We start from the raw sequence: 18,601 nt of genomic DNA, 5'->3' as shown, positions 1-18,601 counted from the left end.
TTAAATATAAAATATATATTATTTTACCATGTTAATATGAAAAATTGATCTTTATGTTTTATATATTATAATCAGAGGTTTCATATGAGTCGTACTACTCCTATCACACAATATCGTAATATTGGCATTAGTGCGCATATTGATGCGGGTAAAACCACCACTACCGAGAGAATTTTATTTTATACTGGGGTTAATCACAAAATAGGTGAAGTTCATGATGGCGCAGCAACTATGGATTGGATGGAACAAGAACAAGAAAGAGGTATTACTATAACATCTGCCGCAACTACAGCATTTTGGTCAGGAATGTTTAATCAATATAATATGCATAGAATTAATATTATTGATACTCCAGGACATGTTGATTTTACTATAGAAGTTGAAAGATCTATGAGAATATTAGATGGTGTTGTAATGATTTACTGTGCAGTTGGCGGTGTACAACCTCAATCTGAAACTGTATGGAAACAAGCTAATAAATATAAAGTACCTAGAATTGCATTTGTAAATAAAATGGATCGTATAGGAGCTAATTTTTTTAATGTTATAGAACAAATAAAAAATAATTTATCTACGATTGCAATACCATTACAAATACCTATTGGTTCCGAAGATAATTTTACAGGTATCATTGATTTAATTAAAATGAAAGCAATGTATTGGGATGAAAAAAAATATGGTATAAATTGTTATTACGATATAATACCAAAAAATATGACAAAATTATTTCAATTTTGGCGTCAAAAACTTATAGAAGCAGCAGTAGAAACAAATGATAATTTAATGGAAAAATATTTTAATAATAATGATATTACAGAAAAAGAAATTAAAACTGCACTAAGAACAAGAGTATTAAACAATGAAATTACTTTAATCACATGTGGATCTGCTTTTAAAAATAAAGGCGTACAATCTTTATTAGATGCTATTATTGATTATTTACCTTCTCCTATGGATATACCGCCTATTCAAGATGTATCTACAAAACAAAATTTAATACGTAAAACACATGATAAGGAACCATTTGCGGCATTAGCATTCAAAATTGCTAACGATCCTTTTGTCGGTAATTTAACTTTTTTTAGAGTGTATTCTGGTACAGTTAATAGTGGAGATGTTATTTTAAATTCTATTAAAAAACAAAAAGAACGCATTGGTAGATTAGTGCAAATGCATGCTAATAAAAGAGAAGAAATTAAAAAAGTTTATTCTGGTGATATTGCTGCTGCTATTGGTTTAAGAAATGTTACTACAGGTGATACTTTATGCGATATACAAAATAATATTATTTTAGAAAAAATGGAGTTTCCAGAACCTGTAATTTCTATTGCTATAGAACCAAAAACTAAAATAGATCAAGAAAAGATGGGTTTAGCGTTAAATAGATTAATTAAAGAAGATCCTTCTTTAAGAACTTGGATAGATAAAGAAACAAATCAAACGATTATTGCGGGTATGGGAGAATTACATTTAGAAATTATTGTAGATAGGATGAAAAGAGAATTTAATGTTTCTGCCAATATAGGCAAACCACAAGTATCTTATCGTGAAACCATTAAAAGCAATGTTTATAATATAGAAGGTAAATATATTAAACAAACAGGAGGTCGGGGACAATACGGTCATGTTGTCATAGATATATCGCCATTAGAATCCAATAAAAATAATGCTAGTTATTTGTTTACTAATGATATAAAAGGTGGTGTAATACCTAGTGAGTATATTACAGCGATAGATAAAAGTATACAAGAACAACTAAAATCTGGTCCAATGGCTGGGTATCCAGTAGTTAATATAGCAATAAGATTACATTTTGGTTCATATCATGATGTAGATTCGTCAGAGTTAGCATTTAAATTAGCTGCATCTATAGCATTTAAAATTGCGTTTAAACAAGCTAATCCTGTACTATTAGAACCTATTATGATAGTAGAAGTTGATACTCCAGAAGAATATATGGGTGATGTTATTGGAGATTTAAACCGTAGGAGAGGCATAATAGAAGGCATGCGACATATTGCTAATAGCCATATTATACGTGCTTGTGTTCCATTATCAGAAATGTTTGGATATGCTACTAATTTAAGATCGTATACGCAAGGAAGAGCTTCTTATACCATGGAATTTTTAAAATATACCGAAACACCACATAATATTGTAAAAAATATTATAGAAACAAAAAACATATGATAAATATATCATTTTAATAAATTTTTTAATCAACAACCTAATAATTAGGGAATTTATTTATGGCTAAAGAAAAGTTTGAACGTTCTAAACCACATATCAATGTTGGTACTATAGGACATGTTGATCATGGTAAAACAACATTAACAGCTGCTATTACAACAGTTTTATCAAAAAAATACGGCGGCTCTGCAAAATCATTTGAACAAATTGATAATGCTCCTGAAGAAAAAGAAAGAGGAATTACTATTAATACTTCTCATGTCGAATATGATACTAAAAAAAGGCATTATGCTCATGTAGATTGTCCAGGACATGCAGATTATATTAAAAATATGATTACAGGAGCTGCTCAAATGGACGGAGCAATATTAGTTGTTGCAGCTACTGATGGACCAATGCCCCAAACAAGAGAACATATTTTATTAGCACGACAAGTAGGCGTGCCATATATTATAGTCTTTTTAAATAAATGTGATATGGTAGATGATGCAGAATTATTAGAATTAGTAGAAATGGAAGTACGTGATTTGTTATCACAATATGATTTTCCAGGCGAAACTACTCCTATTATTCATGGATCAGCATTAAAAGCTTTAGAAGGAGATCTTTATTGGAGTAAAAAAATTGTTGAATTAGCAAAATGTTTAGATGATTATATTCCAGAACCAGTTAGAGCCATACAGCAACCATTTTTATTACCAATTGAAGATGTGTTTTCTATTTCTGGCAGAGGAACAGTAGTTACTGGTAGAATTGAACGCGGTATTATTAAAGTAGGTGAAGAAGTAGAAATTGTAGGTATTAAAAAAACAACAAAATCTACTTGTACGGGTGTAGAAATGTTTCGTAAATTATTAGATGAAGGAAGAGCTGGAGAAAATGTTGGTATTTTATTAAGAGGTGTCAAAAGAGAAGATATTGAAAGAGGTCAAGTTTTAGCTAAACCAGGTTCCATAAAACCACATATAAAATTTGAAGCTGAAGTGTATATCTTAACTAAAGATGAAGGTGGACGACATACAGCTTTTTTTAAAGGTTATCGTCCACAATTTTATTTTAGAACAACAGATGTAACTGGTACTATAGAATTACCTAAAGAAATAGAAATGGTTATGCCGGGAGATAATATACACATGAACGTAACATTAATACATCCTATAGCTATGTCTGATGGTTTGCGTTTTGCTATTCGTGAAGGCGGACATACTGTAGGTGCAGGAGTAGTAACAAAAATTATAGAATAATTATTGATAACTTATTAGTTAATATAAGGGAATTTAATATAAAATTTCCCTTTTAAAAAAAATTATTATGTTATATATGTTTATTAAACAGCAAATATTGTTTATAATTTACATATTATTACATAGTAATTCTATTAATTTATTTTATTGGTTAATCTAAAATGAATTTTTTAGGTTTTAATAAGAGACATATAGCTGCATATATAATCGAATATATAAAATGGACTATTAGTATAGTATTGTTAGTATTAATTATAATATATAATTATATATATCAAAATATACAAGAGATATTTCGTGATCTTTTAGTTAGTGTATTAATGATATGTATGGGTTATGTTATTTTATCTACTAAAAAATGTAAAACAATTTCCATATTTATAAAAAAATCTATTATAGAAGTACAAAAAATTTTTTGGCCGACATATATAGAAACTTTACAAATGACATTTATTGTATTTATAGTAACTGTGATAATTTCTATGATTCTCTGGTTGTTAGATTATTCCTTAATTTATTTAATATCTTTTTTAATTAGATGAGGTTTATTATATGTTTCGGTCTTGTCAAAAAAAATGGTATGTTATACAAGCACGTTCTGGTTTTGAAAGTCGTGTAGCTCAATCATTGCGAGAATATATTAAAATACATAAAATGGAAGATTTTTTTGGAGAAATTTTAGTTCCGACTGAGGCTATTATAGAAATACGTAATGGACAAAAATATAGAAGTGATCGTAAATTTTTTCCAGGATACATATTAGTTAATATGATTATGAAAGAAACTAGTTGGCATTTAGTGCGTAATATACCTAAAGTTTTAGGTTTTATAGGAGGTGTATCGGATAATCCAGCACCTATTAGTGATAAAGAAGTAGATATAATCATTAATCGTTTGCAGCAAATTGGTAATAAACCTAGACCAAAGACATTATTTGAGCCTGGTGAGATGATTAGAGTAAATGATGGACCATTTGCAGATTTTAATGGTGTGGTCGAGGAAGTAGATTATGAAAAAAGTCGTTTAAAAGTTTCAGTTTCTATTTTTGGACGTTCTACTCCAGTAGATTTAAATTTTAGTCAAGTAGAAAAAGGATAATAATTATATTTAATATATTTTAATATAAAAGGAAATATGTAATATGGCAAAAAAAATTAAAACCTATGTAAAATTACAAATTCCTGCAGGAATAGCTAATCCTAGCCCGCCCATTGGACCGGCACTAGGACAGCACGGAGTTAATATTATGGAATTTTGTAAAATATTTAATACGCGAACTAAAAATTTAGAAAAAGGTATGCCTATACCCGTGATTATTACTATTTATATAGATAAATCTTTTACTTTTATAACTAAAACTTCACCTGCATCAGTCATGATAAAAAAAATATTAGATATAAAAAAAGGTGCTAATAAACCTAAAACAGAAAATATTGGTACTATTACACACGCGCAAATACATGATATCGCACAATATAAATCTGTTGATATGACTGGAGCAGATATAAATGCTATAATGCGTTCCATAGAAGGAACAGCATTATCTATGGGGATAGTTGTGGAGACAAAGGAATAAAATATATGGTTAGATACACAAAGCGCATGTCTGCACTTTACACACAAAAAAGTAAATTAACACAAGCTGTATTAGAAGATGCTATTATTCATCTAAAAAAAATGAGTATAGTAAAGTTTATTGAAAGTATAGATTTAGTTATTATGTTAGGTATTGATCCTAAAAAGACAGAACAAAATATACGTGGTAATGTGATATTACCATATCATAATGGACAAAAAAAATATGTAGCTGTGTTTGCTACAGGAGAAGATGCAATACAAGCAAAACAAGCTGGTGCTGAATATATTGGCATGGAAGATTTAGCAACTAAAATTAGCAAAAGAATAATAATAAAAAAAATTAATACTGTTATTGCTACTCCTGATACGATGCATATCGTGAGTAAATTAGCRACAATATTAGGTCCTAAAGGCCTTATGCCGAATCCTAAATTAGGTACGATTACTAACAACATATACGATACTATTATTAAAATTAAGAAAGGACAAGTAAATTTTCGTAATGATAAAAATGGCATAATACATGTTAGTATAGGTAAAATAAATTTTGATAATAATTTTATTAAACAAAATATATTATGTTTTTTAAAAACAATAAAAAAAAATAAACCTAATAATATAAAAGGTAATTTTATCCATAAAATATATTTATCTACTACCATGGGCATTGCTATTGATATTACAACAGATTGTATAAATAATTATTAGTGTTTTTATACTTTACGAATGTTTATTTTTTGTTATAATGAACATTTTTCATAAAAATTTAATCACATTGATATACTATTAAATTTTATAAATAATAAATATATACCATACATCTAGGAGCGCAATAATCTAATGTCATTAAATATTACTCAAAAAAAAACGATTGTTGCAAAATTTCAAAAAATTAATAAAAGTGCTATATCTATAGTTATAGTTAATTTTACTAGCGTTAATGTTAATAATTTGACAATTTTACGAAAAAAATGTCGAGAAAATAATGTAATAATTCATGTTATCAAAAATAGTTTATTAAAACTTATTATACAAAATAGTGCTTTTAAATCTTTAGAAAATAAGATATGTGGATCTATATTAGTTGGTTATTCTTTTAAACATCCTGGTACAGCTGCACGGTTATTTAAAGATTTCTCAAATAAATATAATAATTTTAAAATTAAAGCTGCTGTTTTTAATAACAAATTATATGATAATATTGATATTTTAGCTAATTTACCAACATATTCAGAAGCAATATGTTTTTTATTAAAAACTATTAAATTTATTACTATCGAACGTCTAGTGTATGTATTAATAATGATTAAAAATAAAAAATAAATTTATTAATACATTTACATAAAAATTTTATCCTATATTAGGAATCATTATTATGTCAATTACCAAAGAACAAATAATACAAGAAATTGAATCAATGTCTGTAATGGATATTATGGAATTAGTTAAGTTAATGGAAAAAAAATTTGATGTATCCACAGCTAATTATTTAAATACTACTAATAGTAGTACTAAAGAAAAAGTTGTAGAAGAAAAAACAGAATTTAATATTTATCTTACTAATATAGGCAAGAATAAAATTTCTGTAATTAAAGCAGTAAGAAGTATTATGAATTTAGGTTTAAAAGAAGCAAAAGATTTAGTAGAATCTGCTCCTGTTATATTAAAAGAAGCTATTAGTAAAACAGAAGTCACAGAACTAGAAACAATATTAAAAAATGCTGGTGCAGAAATAGAAATTAAATAAATTAATATATTTAATTTTATACATATATCAAATAAATTATTCATTTTATTATATATAAATTGAGGAACCATATGGTTTATTCTCAAACTGAAAAAAAACGTATTCGCAAAGATTTTGGGAAAAGACCTCATATTTTAGATATCCCATATTTACTTTCTATTCAATTAGATTCATTTAAAAAATTCATACAAAAAAGCAATAAAGGAGAAGAATGTGGTTTAGAATCTGCCTTTAAAACTATTTTCCCTATATGTAGTTATAACGGTTATTGTATATTAGAATATATTGATTTTCGTTTAAGCAAACCTGTTTATAATGTTCAAGAATGCCATATAAGAGGTATGACATATTCCGCATCTTTGCGTGTAAAGTTAAAATTAATTATTTATGATAAAGAAAATAAAAATAATATTAACAATATAAAAGAACAAGAAGTTTATATGGGTGAAATACCATTAATGACAACTAACGGTACATTTATTATTAATGGCATTGAAAGGGTTGTTGTTTCACAATTACATAGAAGTCCTGGAGTTTTTTTTGATAGTGATAAAGGTAAAACACATTCTTCAGGGAAAATATTATATAATGCACGTATTATACCTTATCGTGGTTCATGGTTAGATTTTGAATTTGATTTAAAAGATAATCTTTTTATGCGTATAGATCGAAGAAGAAAACTTCCTGTTACTGTCATTTTAAAAGCATTACATTATGATCAAGAAAAAATATTAGATCTTTTTTTTCAAAAAAATATTTATAAGATCAATAATCATGTAATAACTATGATGTTATTCCCTCATAGATTACATGGTGAAACTGCTCTATTTGATATTCATATTAATGGTATTCATTATATTCAAAAAGGTAAAAGAATTACATTAAAACATATTAATAAACTAAAAAAAGATAATATTCGTTATATACATGTTACTAAAGAATATCTTGTAGGCAAAATTGTTGCTAAAGATTATATTAATCCAAATACTGGCGAAGTTATTATCTCTGCTAATTCTTTTTTATCTATTGATAATATTAATAATATAATTAACAATAATTTTAATAGTATTGAGACTATTTTTACTAACGATTTAGATCAAGGGCCATATATTTCTAATACTTTAAGAATAGATACAACATTAGATCGTACAGAAGCTTTATTAGAAATTTATAGGATGATAAGACCAGGAGAACCACCAACTAAAGAAGCAGCAGAATTATTATTTAAACGCTTATTCTTTACAGAAGAACGTTATGATTTATCTGCAGTAGGACGTATGAAATTTAATTATTCTTTAAAGCGTAGTCATGCAACAGGATCTGGTTTATTAAATCATGATGATATCATAGACGTGATTAAAAAATTAATTGATATTAGAAATGGTAAAGGAAATATTGATGACATAGATCATTTAGGTAATCGTCGAGTTCGTTCTATTGGTGAAATGATTGAAAACCAATTTCGTATTGGTTTAATACGTGTGGAACGTGCTGTAAAAGAAAAATTATCATTAAGTGAAACAGATATGTTTACACCACAAGATATAATTAATGCAAAACCTATTTCAGCTGCTATAAAAGAATTTTTTTGTTCTAGTCAATTATCGCAATTTATGGATCAAAATAATCCATTAGCAGAAATAACACACAAACGTCGCATATCAGCATTAGGTCCTGGTGGTTTAACACGCGAAAGGGCAGGTTTTGAAGTACGTGATGTGCATCCAACACATTATGGTAGAGTATGCCCGATTGAAACACCTGAAGGACCGAATATTGGTTTAATTAATTCTTTATCTCTTTATGCGACAACTAATCAGTATGGCTTTTTGGTTACTCCGTATCGTTGTGTAAATAATGGTCAAGTAAATAATACAATACATTACTTATCCTCTATTGAAGAGGGTAATTTTATTATTGCGCAAGCACATATAAACTTAGACCATAACAATTTTATTATAGAAGATTATATCACGTGTCGGCATCAAGGTGAATTTCATTTATTTGATAAAAAACAAATACATTATATGGATGTTTCGGCACAACAAATTGTATCTGTAGGAGCATCTTTAATACCGTTTTTGGAACATGATGATGCTAATAGAGCTTTAATGGGCGCAAATATGCAACGACAAGCGGTACCAATATTAAAAACTGAAAAACCTTTAGTTGGTACAGGTATGGAAAGAGTTGTTGCTGCAGATTCAGGAGTAACTATTATTGCAAAAAATACTGGTATTGTAAAATATATAGATGCATCATGTATGATTATACAAACAAATAATAATGTAGATATGTTTTCTCATAATATGGATATATATCATTTAATCAAATACAAACGATCTAATCAAAATACATGTATTAATCAAACGCCTTGCGTATATTTAAATGATAATGTTAATAAAGGCGATGTATTAGCAGATGGTCCAGCAACTGATTTAGGAGAATTAGCTTTAGGCCAAAATATGCGTGTAGCTTTTATGCCATGGAATGGATATAATTTTGAAGATTCAATTTTATTATCTGAACATATAGTACATCAAGATAAATTTACTACAATACATATACAAGAATTATCTTGTATATCTCGTGATACGAAATTAGGACAAGAAGAAATTACAGCAGACATACCTAATGTTAGTGAATCTTCTTTATCTAAACTAGATTCATCAGGTATGGTATATATTGGGGCAGAAGTTAAAAGTGGTGATATTTTAGTTGGTAAAGTAACTCCTAAAGGAGAAACACAATTATCACCAGAAGAAAAATTATTACGAGCAATTTTTGGTGAAAAAGCTTCTGATGTAAAAGATACATCTTTACGTGTACCTAATGGTATTTCTGGTGTAGTTATTGATGTAAAAATTTTCACTCGTGAAGGAGTTAAAAAAGATCAACGAACCATAGAAATAGAAGAAATGGAACTAAAACAACTTCAAAAAAATTTGTCTAAAGAACAAAAAATTTTTAAGCATTATATTCTAACATATTTAAAACAATATTTGTTGAAGCATAAATGTCTTGAGCAAGATCTATATAGTAAACATTATAGTAAGTGGTACACATTATTACCAACTAAACAAAAAAATGAACGTAAAATAGTTATTGATTTAATTAAAAAATATGAAAAATTAAAACATGTTTTTAACAAAAAATTAGAAAAACAAAAAAAAAAAATTATTCGTAGAAATGATTTAGCGCCCGGAATATTAAAAATTGTAAAAGTTAATTTAGCAATCAAAAGACAAGTACAACCAGGAGATAAAATGGCTGGCCGCCATGGTAATAAAGGTGTTATTTCTAAAATTTGTCCTGTAGAAGATATGCCTTACGATGAATATGGAGTACCTGTCGATATTGTTCTTAATCCATTAGGAGTTCCTTCAAGAATGAATATAGGACAAATATTAGAAACACATTTAGGTATGGCTGCTAAAGGAATTGGACAACAAATTAATCTTTTATTACAAAAAGAACAAAACATGCATGATTTGAGAGATTTCATGCAAAAAGTATATAATATAGGTTGTAATATACGTCAAAAAGTAGATTTACAACAACTAACTGAACAAGAATTATTATCTTTAGCACATAATTTAAAAGATGGTTTACCTATAGCAACACCAGTATTTGATGGTGCAACAGAAAAAGAAATAAAATTATTATTACAATTAGCTAAGTTGCCTACATCAGGACAAATTAATTTATATGATGGACGTACAGGAGAACTTTTTGAAAGACCGGTTACAGTTGGTTATATGTATATGTTGAAATTAAATCATTTAGTAGATGATAAAATGCATGCCAGATCTACTGGATCGTATAGTTTGGTTACACAACAACCGTTAGGTGGTAAAGCTCAATTTGGCGGACAACGATTTGGTGAAATGGAGGTATGGGCTTTAGAAGCATATGGCGCAGCATATACGTTACAAGAAATGTTAACGATTAAATCAGATGATGTGAATGGTCGTACAAAAATGTATAAAAATATTGTCGATGGGAATCATCAGATGGAGCCAGGCATACCGGAATCTTTTAATGTTTTATTAAAGGAAATACGTTCATTAGGAATGAATATAGATTTAGAAAAGAAAAATAAATATAAATAATATAGAGTCATTAATTATTATTTTATATACATATTTGAGGTTATATATTTGTGAACGATCAATTTAAATATTTACAATCACAAAATAAAATAAACGATTTTAACACAATAAAAATTACTTTAGCTTCTGCAGATATGATGAGGTCTTGGTCTTTTGGAGAAGTAAAAAAACCAGAAACAATAAATTATCGCACATTTAAACCAGAACGCGATGGTTTATTTTGTGCTCGTATTTTTGGCCCTATAAAAGATTATGAATGTTTATGTGGTAAATACAAACGTTTAAAACATAGAGGTGTAGTTTGTGAAAAATGTGGTGTAGAAGTTACACAAACTAAAGTAAGAAGAGATAGAATGGGGCATATTGAATTAGCTGCACCTATTGCACATATTTGGTTTTTAAAATCATTACCATCACGCATCGGTTTATTATTAAATATACCATTAAAAGATATTGAAAGAGTTTTATACTTCGAAGCATATGTTGTTATTGATATAGGAATAACATCATTAAAAAACAACCAGATTTTATCAGAAGAACAATATTTAGAAGTTATAGAAGAATTTGGTGACGAATTTAATGCACAAATGGGTGCAGAAGCTATACAAACATTATTAAAAAAKATAAATCTACAACAAGAATATACCAGATTATGTAATGAAATACATAAGACTAATTCCGAAACTAAACGTAAAAAACTTACTAAACGCATTAAATTACTAGAATCCTTTATACATTCTAGCAATAAACCTGAATGGATGATTTTAACAGTTTTACCTGTACTACCACCTGATTTAAGACCTTTAGTACCGTTAGATGGCGGTCGATTTGCTACTTCAGATTTAAATGATTTATATCGTCGTGTTATAAACCGTAATAATAGGTTAAAACGTTTATTAGAATTATCTGCGCCCGATATTATTATTAGAAATGAAAAAAGAATGTTGCAAGAAGCTGTAGATGCATTATTAGATAATGGTAGACGAGGACGAGCAATTACTGGATCTAATAAACGTCCTTTAAAATCTTTAGCAGATATGATTAAAGGCAAACAAGGTAGATTTAGACAAAATTTATTAGGTAAAAGGGTGGATTATTCTGGCAGATCAGTTATTACGGTAGGTCCTTATTTACATCTGCATCAATGTGGTTTACCCAAAAAAATGGCTCTCGAATTATTTAAGCCTTTTATATATGGTAAATTAGAAATTAGAGGGTTGGCCAATACTATAAAATCTGCTAAAAAAATGGTGGAAAAAGAAGAACCAATTGTATGGGATATACTTGATGAAGTAATCCAAGAACATCCTATATTATTAAACAGAGCGCCAACTTTACATAGATTAGGCATACAAGCATTTGAACCAATTTTGATAGAAGGCAAAGCTATACAATTACATCCTTTAGTATGTGCAGCATATAATGCTGATTTTGATGGAGATCAAATGGCAGTACATGTTCCTTTAACCTTAGAAGCACAATTAGAAGCTAGAATATTAATGATGTCTACAAATAATATTTTATCTCCGGCTAATGGGGAACCTATTATTGTGCCATCACAAGATGTAATATTAGGGTTATATTACATGACTAAGGATAAAATTAATGCTAGAGGCGAAGGAATGTATTTAACAGGCCCTAAAGAAGCAGAAAGAATTTATCTTTTAGGTGAAGTAGATTTACATGCCCGTGTCAAAGTACGTATTACCGAATATTTATTTAATTGTAAAAATAACATTTTTACCAAGACAACTAAAATAATAGATACAACTATTGGAAGATCAATTTTTTGGTCTTATGTTCCTAAAGGTTTATCTTATGATCTGATTAATCAAACTTTAGGTAAAACATCAATCTCACATATGTTAAATATATGTTATAGAACTTTAGGTTTAAAACATACTGTAATTTTTGCAGACCAAATTATGTATACTGGTTTCCAGTATGCAGCTCGTTCTGGCGCATCTGTTGGAATAGATGATATTATTATACCAGAAAATAAAAAAGATATTGTTCAAGAAGCTGAAAATGAAGTATCTGAAATACAAGAACAATTTCAAACAGGATTAGTAACTGCCGGAGAACGTTATAATAAAGTTATTGATATTTGGTCTGCTGCTAATGAAAAAGTTGCTAAATCTATGATGAAAAACTTATCTATTGAAAATATTATAGATAAAACTGGTAATATTCAACAACAAAGTTCATTTAATAATATTTTTATGATGGCTGATTCCGGAGCTAGAGGATCGGCAGCACAAATTAGACAATTAGCAGGCATGCGTGGTTTAATGGCTAAACCAGATGGTTCAATTATTGAAACACCTATTGTAGCTAATTTCCGCGAAGGTTTAAATGTGTTACAATATTTTATATCTACACACGGCGCAAGAAAAGGTTTAGCAGATACAGCATTAAAAACAGCTAATTCTGGTTATTTAACACGCAGACTAGTAGACGTAGCACAAGATTTAGTGATTACAGAAAATAATTGTCATACGATTAAAGGCATTAAAATGTCTTCTATAATTACAGGAGGAGATATTAAAGAACCATTAAAAGATCGAGTATTAGGAAGAGTAAATTTACAAGATATTAAAAAACCTCATGCCGATGATATTCTCATACATAAAAATACTTTATTAAATGAAGAACATTGTAATTTATTAGAAAAATATTCTATAGATAGTATTGTTGTAAGATCAGTAGTAAGTTGTGAAACTCATTTTGGTGTATGTGCTTATTGTTACGGTAGAGATTTGGCGCGAGGACATTTGATTAATAAAGGCGAAGCTATTGGTGTTATTGCAGCACAATCAATTGGTGAACCTGGTACACAATTAACCATGAGAACTTTCCATATAGGAGGCGCGGCGTCTAGAACAGCTACAGAATCTAGTGTACAAGTTAAAGATCAGGGTTTTATTAATTTAGTAAATATTAAATATGTTACAAATTCTTTAGGTAAAGTTATAGTTACCTCTAGAAATGTAGAATTAACAATTCTCAATAATTTTGGTAAAACTACAGAAAGTTATAAAATACCTTATGGTGCAGTTATTACTAAAAAACATGGTTCTAAAGTTRCTGCAGGTGAAATAGTAGCATATTGGGATCCTCATACCATGCCAATTATTAGTGAAGTAGCTGGTAAAATAAAATTTTGTGATATGATTGAAGGACAAAATTTTATTAAACAAACAGATGATTTAACAGGTTTATCTTCTATAGTAGTTTTAGATACTGCAGAAAGAAGTAGTTTGAGTAAAGATTATCGTCCTATGTTAAAAATTATAAATGAAGAAAATCATGATATTATTATTCCTGGTACAGATATGCCTGCACATTATTTTTTACCAAGTAAAGCCATTATTAATTTTAATGATAATATGAAAGTTAATATTGGTGATATATTAGCAAGAGTACCACAAGAATCTATTAGTACTAAAGATATTACTGGAGGTTTGCCTAGAGTTGCAGACTTATTTGAAGCGCGTCATCCAAAAGATGCTGCTATTTTAGCAGAAATTAGTGGTATTATATCTTTTGGGAAAGAAACTAAAGGTAAAAGAAGAGTAGTAATAACTGCTGCAGATCATATATATGAAGAAATGATACCTAAATGGCGTCAATTAAATGTTTTTGAGGGAGAATTAGTAAATAAAGGTGATATTATTTCTGATGGTCCAGAATCTTCACATGATATCTTACGTTTACGTGGTGTTAGTGCAGTTACTCATTATATTATTAATGAAGTACAAGATGTATATAGATTGCAAGGTGTAAAAATTAATGATAAACATATAGAGGTGATTATACGTCAAATGTTGCGTAAAGCAACTATTATTAATTCAGGAGATTCAAATTTTTTAGTTGGAGAACAAGTAGAAGTATCACAAATAAAAATGTTAAATAAGAATTTTAGTAAACATAATAAAAAAATTATATTATATAAACGTAATTTATTAGGTATCACAAAAGCATCTTTGGCAACATCTTCATTTATTTCTGCAGCATCGTTTCAAGAAACAACAAGAGTTTTAACCGAATCTGCTGTAGGAGGAAAACATGATTATTTAAGAGGATTAAAAGAAAATGTTATAGTTGGTAGATTAATTCCAGCTGGCACTGGCTATGCTTATCATCAACGACGTATGAAAGAAGAACAAAAATCTAAGCAAACTGATAACATTACTGTAGCAGCAGCTAATTTAACTGAATTACTGAATGCAAATTTAAATGTTAAAAAATAATAATTTGCATATATTTTCGACATAATATTTTAAATATATTAAGTTTTTATATTATTCCTGTATGACCAAAACCATGAATATTTCTTGTAGAGATTGTAAAATTTTTTACAATATTGAATTGTACTTGATAAATTGGTAAAAATATCATTTGAGCAATTTTTGAACCAGGTAATATTTTAACTTTCTTATAACTACGATTCCAAATAGGTATCATGATATGTCCTTGATAATCAGAATCTATTAAACCGATTAAATTACTTAAAACTATACCGTGATAATGTCCTAATCCTGATCTTGGGATAATAACAGCAGCTATATTAGGATCTCTAATATGTATAGCTAGTCCTGTTGGTAATAAAATGTTACTATTAGGCTGAACTATCATGTTTTCATTTATACAAACTCTTAAATCTAATCCAGCTGATCCAGAAGTAGCATATTGTGGTAATTGGTATAAACTACCAATACGACTATCTAAAATTTTAATATCTATTTTTTTCATATTTAATAAATAAATTAAAAGAATATATACTAAATTGCAATTAAATAAAAACTTTGATATAATGTCATAAAATTTGAAAATTTTTATTTAAAACTAATATCATATATAGTTTGAAATAATAAAATTATTATAACATAATTAACTCTTTAATGAAATAAATGATTTTTATAAATAAAAAAAAGTATAAATCAAAATCAATATGGTTAAAAAATCACTTCAATGATTATTATGTAAAAAAAGTACATAATAATTTTAATAAATTTCGTTCAAGATCGTGGTTTAAATTAGAAGAATTACATAATATAGATTACCTTTTTAAAAAAGGTATGAACGTTATTGATTTGGGATCATCGCCAGGAGGATGGTCTAGTTTTGCTAGTTTACAAATAGGAGAAACAGGTAAAATTATTGCTAATGATATGTTATCAATGAGAAAGATATATAATGTAGATTTTATCCAAGGAAATTTATTAGATAATAATATATATAATAAACTAGAACAAAAATTTGAGAAACAAAAAACACAAATTATTATGTCTGATATGGCACCTAATATGACTGGAATAAAGACAATAGACATGCCAAAATCTGTATATTTAAATTTGATAGTGTTAAATTTATGTAAAAAATATTTAGTAAATCATGGCAGTATTGTAATGAAAATATTCCAAAGTAATGAATTTAAATATTTATATCATAAAATATGTAAAATGTTTAATAACGTATATATTAGAAAACCTAACTCTTCTAAAACTAGTTCTTGCGAAGTTTATATTGTTGCTAAAGGATATAAAAAATATAATTTTGTTTAAAGTGTACGAACAAATACAGAGGTTGCTCTTTTGAAGAAGATAACAAAAAATATAATTCTCTGGTTAGCAATTACAGTAATTTTTTTATCTGTTTTCCAGAATTTTAATTCATATAATGCACAAAAAAAAATACGAATGGATTATTCTGTATTTCTTAATGAAGTACATCAAAATAAAATACTTGAAACTAAAATTAATGGTAAAGAAATCTTTGTTGTAACAAAAAATCATAATAAATATGTTACATATTTACCTATGTATGATCCAGATTTATTAAATATATTATTAAATAATCATGTTAAAATTTTTAGTGTGCCGCCAGAATCCCCGAGTGTATTACTAGCAATTTTTATTTCATGGTTCCCTATGTTATTACTTATTGCAGTTTGGGTATTTTTTATTCGCCAAATACAAAGTAGCGGTAAAGGCGCATTATCGTTTGGCAAAAGTAACGCTAAAATGTTTACTGCAGAACAAATTAAAATTACTTTTAATGATGTCGCTGGATGTGATGAAGCTAAAGCAGAAGTTGCAGAAGTAGTGCAATTCTTAAAACAACCCAAAAAATTTCAAAAATTAGGTGGCAAAATACCTAAAGGGATACTTATGATAGGTCCTCCTGGAACCGGTAAAACATTATTAGCAAAAGCTATTGCAGGAGAAGCTAAAGTTCCATTTTTTATTATTTCTGGATCAGATTTTGTAGAAATGTTTGTTGGTGTTGGCGCATCGAGAGTAAGAGATATTTTTAGTAAAGCTAAAAAAATTTCACCATGTATTATTTTTATAGATGAAATAGATGCTGTTGGTCGACAAAGAGGAGCTGGTTTAGGTGGCGGACATGATGAAAGAGAACAAACATTAAATCAAATGTTAGTTGAAATGGATGGTTTTGAAAATAATGAAAGTATTATTGTAATTGCAGCTACTAATCGCCCCGATGTTTTAGATCCTGCCTTATTGCGTCCAGGAAGATTTGATAGACAAGTAATTGTGGGTTTACCTGATATTCGAGGTAGAGAACAAATCTTACTTATACATACTAAAACTATTCCTTTGCAACAAGATGTTGATATTTTAATTTTAGCTAAAAGTACACCAGGATTTTCGGGAGCAGATTTAGCTAATCTAGTAAATGAAGCGGCTTTATTAGCAGCTAGTAATAATCGCGAATGTGTTACTATGTCAGATTTTGAAAATTCTAAAGATAAAATCATGATGGGTATTGAAAGAAAATCTATGGTAATGACTGAAGCACAAAAAGAAACTACAGCATATCATGAAGCAGGTCATGCTATTATTGGATGTCTTGTTCCTGGACATGATCCAATACATAAAGTTACTATTATACCACGCGGACAAGCTTTAGGCGTGACATTTTTTTTACCAGAAATAGATATTATTAGTATTAATCGTCAAAAATTAGAAAGCGAAATATCTACATTATATGGTGGTAGAATAGCAGAAGAAATTATTTATGGTGAACAGTATGTTTCTACAGGGGCTTCTAATGACATTAAAGTTGCAACCAATTTAGCACGTAATATGGTTACTCAATGGGGTTTTTCTAAAAAACTAGGACCATTATTATATGCAGAAGAAGAAGGAGAAATTTTTTTAGGAAAATCATTAACTAAATCAAAAAATATGTCAGAAGAAACAGCAAAAATAATTGATCAAGAAGTTAAATTTTTTATTCAAGAAAATTATAATAGAGCCATGAAAATTCTTAAAGATAATATTGATATTTTACATGCCATGAAAAATGCATTAATGGAATATGAAACTTTAGAAACAAAACAAATTAATGAATTAATGGCTAGGTGTAAAGTTAGTCCACCAACATGGAAAACTAAAATTTCATCTAAAAATAATATTAAAATTAATAATTAAATCCAAAAATACTATCATTTTTTTAAATTATGTTTTTAAAAAAAAATTAAAACAAATTTAGTATATATTAAAAAAATTATGTTAGTTATTTTAAAARGTATATATGTGTAAGTAATAAAATTTTATTGAGTATTAATGAATGATATGAAACACATAGTTATAATTATTTTACTATATAATAGTATAATATTATCTTTTGTAATTGAAAAATATTCTGTAAAAATAAAAAAAAATATTTTTTATAATTTAGATAATATAAATTCTAACTAT

The 18,601-nt window shown here is 27.7% G+C and carries 12 protein-coding genes and 1 pseudogene; 12 read left to right on the top strand and 1 reads right to left on the bottom strand.

Annotated elements, in window-relative coordinates; translation table 11 throughout:
* Positions 1-84: 84 nt before the first annotated feature.
* The 10 genes from fusA (at position 85) to rpoC (ending at position 15,124) form a co-directional block, all read left to right on the top strand.
* Positions 85-2,190: an elongation factor G gene (fusA, locus tag GJT87_RS01660; protein WP_168895681.1), complete on the top strand. Its 2,106-nt coding sequence runs from the start codon at positions 85-87 to the stop codon at positions 2,188-2,190.
* 59 nt (positions 2,191-2,249) lie between these two features.
* Complete coding sequence (gene tuf, locus GJT87_RS01655; RefSeq protein WP_168895680.1) at positions 2,250-3,434, top strand: elongation factor Tu; 1,185 nt, start codon at positions 2,250-2,252, stop codon at positions 3,432-3,434.
* A gap of 161 nt (positions 3,435-3,595) precedes the next feature.
* The gene (gene secE / locus GJT87_RS01650) at positions 3,596-3,976 is read left to right on the top strand and encodes a preprotein translocase subunit SecE (protein ID WP_168895679.1); all 381 of its coding nucleotides are present in this window, start codon (positions 3,596-3,598) and stop codon (positions 3,974-3,976) included.
* A gap of 10 nt (positions 3,977-3,986) precedes the next feature.
* On the top strand, positions 3,987-4,532 hold the full coding sequence (gene nusG / locus GJT87_RS01645; protein ID WP_168895678.1) for a transcription termination/antitermination protein NusG: 546 nt from the start codon (positions 3,987-3,989) through the stop codon (positions 4,530-4,532).
* 43 nt (positions 4,533-4,575) lie between these two features.
* On the top strand, positions 4,576-5,010 hold the full coding sequence (rplK, locus tag GJT87_RS01640) for a 50S ribosomal protein L11 (protein WP_168895677.1): 435 nt from the start codon (positions 4,576-4,578) through the stop codon (positions 5,008-5,010).
* Between the two features lie 26 nt (positions 5,011-5,036).
* Complete coding sequence (rplA, locus tag GJT87_RS01635; protein WP_168895676.1) at positions 5,037-5,720, top strand: 50S ribosomal protein L1; 684 nt, start codon at positions 5,037-5,039, stop codon at positions 5,718-5,720.
* A 132-nt stretch (positions 5,721-5,852) separates the two neighbouring features.
* Complete coding sequence (gene rplJ / locus GJT87_RS01630) at positions 5,853-6,335, top strand: 50S ribosomal protein L10 (protein WP_168895675.1); 483 nt, start codon at positions 5,853-5,855, stop codon at positions 6,333-6,335.
* Positions 6,336-6,387: 52 nt separating this feature from the next.
* Positions 6,388-6,759 carry a 50S ribosomal protein L7/L12 gene (rplL, locus tag GJT87_RS01625; protein WP_168895674.1) on the top strand — a complete coding sequence of 124 codons (372 nt, stop codon included), beginning with the start codon at positions 6,388-6,390 and terminating at the stop codon, positions 6,757-6,759.
* A 71-nt stretch (positions 6,760-6,830) separates the two neighbouring features.
* Positions 6,831-10,871: a DNA-directed RNA polymerase subunit beta gene (gene rpoB, locus GJT87_RS01620; RefSeq protein WP_168895673.1), complete on the top strand. Its 4,041-nt coding sequence runs from the start codon at positions 6,831-6,833 to the stop codon at positions 10,869-10,871.
* 50 nt (positions 10,872-10,921) lie between these two features.
* Complete coding sequence (rpoC, locus tag GJT87_RS01615; RefSeq protein ID WP_168895672.1) at positions 10,922-15,124, top strand: DNA-directed RNA polymerase subunit beta'; 4,203 nt, start codon at positions 10,922-10,924, stop codon at positions 15,122-15,124.
* A gap of 46 nt (positions 15,125-15,170) precedes the next feature.
* On the opposite strand, the gene dut is transcribed toward rpoC, so the two are convergent.
* Complete coding sequence (gene dut, locus GJT87_RS01610; protein ID WP_168895671.1) at positions 15,171-15,626, bottom strand: dUTP diphosphatase; 456 nt, start codon at positions 15,624-15,626, stop codon at positions 15,171-15,173.
* Positions 15,627-15,784: 158 nt separating this feature from the next.
* Here dut and GJT87_RS01605 point away from each other — a divergent pair, with 158 nt between their 5' ends.
* The gene (locus GJT87_RS01605) at positions 15,785-16,438 is read left to right on the top strand and encodes an RlmE family RNA methyltransferase (RefSeq protein ID WP_168895670.1); all 654 of its coding nucleotides are present in this window, start codon (positions 15,785-15,787) and stop codon (positions 16,436-16,438) included.
* A gap of 30 nt (positions 16,439-16,468) precedes the next feature.
* Positions 16,469-18,310 (top strand): annotated as a pseudogene (gene ftsH / locus GJT87_RS01600) (ATP-dependent zinc metalloprotease FtsH); the annotation flags it as partial.
* Positions 18,311-18,601 lie beyond the last annotated feature (291 nt).

It is taken from the genome of Enterobacteriaceae endosymbiont of Macroplea mutica, assembly GCF_012571345.1.
Lineage (GTDB): Bacteria > Pseudomonadota > Gammaproteobacteria > Enterobacterales > Enterobacteriaceae.
Note: the sequence above shows the minus strand (reverse complement) of the source record. Positions and strands in the feature narration are given on the sequence as shown.